Raw genomic sequence first — 2414 nt, 5'->3', positions numbered from 1 at the left:
GAGCTTTAGTTTTGGGGGGATTGTATGAAAAAGTACGGTCTATTGCTTTTTGTATTCATTTATTGTTCATGGCAAACACCAGCATTTGCGGATAATCCGGAGGCTGCTTCACGAAAGGCGGCTATCATCATTGATGACTTTGGCGGCGGTACTGGAGGAGTCAAAGACTTTCTAGAAGGAAATGTACCGATTACTGCTGCCGTTATGCCCTTTACTGAAAGTTCTAAAAAACATGCTGAATGGGCTTTTAAAAATGGTTTTGAAGTAATGGTCCATCTGCCAATGGAGCCAAAACAGGGAAAACGTTCTTGGCTTGGACCAAAACCGATTACGGTTGACCTTTCACCTGAAGAAGTACGGCAACGAGTAAAAGAGGCGATCAAAAGCGTTCCACATGCCGTAGGGCTTAATAATCACATGGGGTCACTTGCCGTTGAAAATGAGGAAATTGTTCGAACAATTGTAGAAGTCGCGAAGGAAAATAAATTGTATATTGTGGACAGCGGGACCAGTCCAAATTCGAAATTTCCCGAAATCGCTAAAGAATTAGGAGTGCCCATTATAAAAAGGGATGTGTTTCTAGATAATGTTTCATCATCATCCTATGTGCGGAACCAAATGTTAAGACTGGCAAAAGTAACAGAAATAAAGGGGCATGGAATTGCAATAGGCCATGTAGGCATAACAGGAAAGATTTGTTCCATGGGTATTTTTCAAGCAATGGATGAATTTCATAAGCGTCATATTAAAATTGTCCCGGTTTCTGAATTAGTTTCAGATGAAATCAGTAAAAATCATATCGTCGAATGAAAAAAGACAGCAGGTGCTGTCTTTTTTTATGTCCTCTTGAAAAGGAAACAATTACCTTCAAACTAAGTGCTTTTCACATTTGTATCTAGCTGGTACAATTTGTCCTGTCACAGATCTTAAAATCTAATGGAAAAAGTCAGTTTTAAAAGGAATGGAAATCATGAAATTAATTTCTTGGAATGTAAATGGTCTTAGGGCATGTGTTAAAAAAGGGTTTTTGGATTATTTTCATAGTGTGGAAGCTGATATTTTCTGTATACAAGAAACAAAATTACAGGAAGGGCAAATTCATTTAGAACTACCAGGATATTGGCAATATTGGAATTATGCCGTAAAAAAAGGTTACTCCGGAACAGCTGTTTTTACAAAGGTAGAACCTTTGTCTGTCCGTTTCGGGATAGGGGAAGAAAATTCAGAAACAGAAGGAAGAATTTTGACACTTGAGTTTGCTGATTTCTTCCTGGTAAATGTTTATACACCAAATTCACAAAGGGATTTAGCAAGATTGGGATATCGTATTGAATGGGAAGACCGGATTCTTCACTATCTCCAAGAGCTAAACAAGAGAAAACCCGTCATATTATGTGGAGACTTAAATGTCGCCCACCAAGAAATCGACTTAAGAAACGCGAAATCGAATGTCGGAAACTCAGGGTTTACTGATGAAGAACGCGCGAAAATGACTGCATTATTAAACGCAGGATTTATTGATAGTTATCGCTATTTTTATCCGGATCAAGAAGGAGCTTATACTTGGTGGTCGTATATGAATAAGGTCCGCGAACGGAATATCGGGTGGCGGATTGATTATTTTATCGTTTCAAAATCTTTAGAAGGCCGATTAAAAGCAGCTGATATTCACTCTCATATCATGGGAAGTGATCATTGTCCAATTGTGCTTGAATTGGATTAAAATTTATTGATTTGATTACTGGTTTCAATTTAAAAACAATATTCACACGAAAGCCCAATGTTTTGGTCACTGGGCTTTTTTTTGATTGGTTATTTTACAAACCATTTAAAGCGGTTCCCAATTCATCAAATTCAGGTGTCTTTTCATTGTCAGATGGACAGTCTAACTGCTCTGCATCTCCGGGGGTTAGGAGACCTTTATTGATTTCTTTTTTCTGATGGTTGGATCCCACTTTCCAGCACTCCTTTTAATCTTTTAGTATTCTTAATTTATTTTTACCTATAAAAAGGGATTTAAACTATTATAATGCAGACTCTTTACATAAAAACCTTGTCATCACAAATATTTTCAATAATTGTAATTAATTAATTGGCAGCGAAATAGATGAAATTTTGGATTGACAGAAATGGTTCAATGGTGGTATTATTTTTTATGCCGCTGATATAAATGAAGTGATTAAATATTCATACTGTATGATCTAGTTTAGTATTGAATGTAACCTTGTATAATAATTATGCGGGTGTGGCGGAATCGGCAGACGCGCTAGATTCAGGTTCTAGTGGTAGTAATACCGTATGGGTTCAAGTCCCTTCACCCGCATCATGTTTATGTAGAAGTAATTCAGCGGTATAACATTATCTTATCAAGGTAAAGATTTAAACTTCCAATCTAATATTCTTCTTTTTTCATT

At 36.7% G+C, this 2414-nt stretch carries 3 protein-coding genes and 1 tRNA gene; 3 read left to right on the top strand and 1 reads right to left on the bottom strand.

Features of this window, described 5'->3' with window-relative positions; all coding sequences use genetic code 11:
- The first annotated feature begins 24 nt into the window (after window positions 1-24).
- On the top strand, window positions 25-810 hold the full coding sequence (locus BFU02S_RS15605; protein ID WP_066372670.1) for a divergent polysaccharide deacetylase family protein: 786 nt from the start codon (window positions 25-27) through the stop codon (window positions 808-810).
- 160 nt (window positions 811-970) lie between these two features.
- Window positions 971-1723, top strand: coding sequence for an exodeoxyribonuclease III (locus tag BFU02S_RS15600; protein ID WP_066372667.1), 753 nt, complete (start codon window positions 971-973; stop codon window positions 1721-1723).
- 94 nt (window positions 1724-1817) lie between these two features.
- Here the strand turns inward: BFU02S_RS15600 and BFU02S_RS16910 are convergent, their stop codons facing one another.
- Entirely contained in the window at window positions 1818-1955 is a 138-nt protein-coding gene (locus tag BFU02S_RS16910) for a hypothetical protein (RefSeq protein ID WP_157075968.1), read from the bottom strand.
- A 284-nt stretch (window positions 1956-2239) separates the two neighbouring features.
- Here BFU02S_RS16910 and BFU02S_RS15595 point away from each other — a divergent pair.
- Window positions 2240-2323, top strand: a tRNA-Leu gene (locus BFU02S_RS15595).
- The last annotated feature ends 91 nt before the right edge of the window (window positions 2324-2414 follow it).

Source organism: Neobacillus fumarioli NBRC 102428 (assembly GCF_001591485.1).
GTDB classification, from domain to species: domain Bacteria; phylum Bacillota; class Bacilli; order Bacillales; family Cytobacillaceae; genus Neobacillus; species Neobacillus fumarioli.
Note: the sequence above shows the minus strand (reverse complement) of the source record. Positions and strands in the feature narration are given on the sequence as shown.

What these genes read in the sequence shown, in the direction of transcription:
- BFU02S_RS15605 (WP_066372670.1), top strand. Translation starts at nt 25, where the DNA reads ATGAAAAAGTACGGTCTATTGCTTTTTGTATTCATTTATTGTTCATGG.
- BFU02S_RS15600 (WP_066372667.1), top strand. Translation starts at nt 971, where the DNA reads ATGAAATTAATTTCTTGGAATGTAAATGGTCTTAGGGCATGTGTTAAA.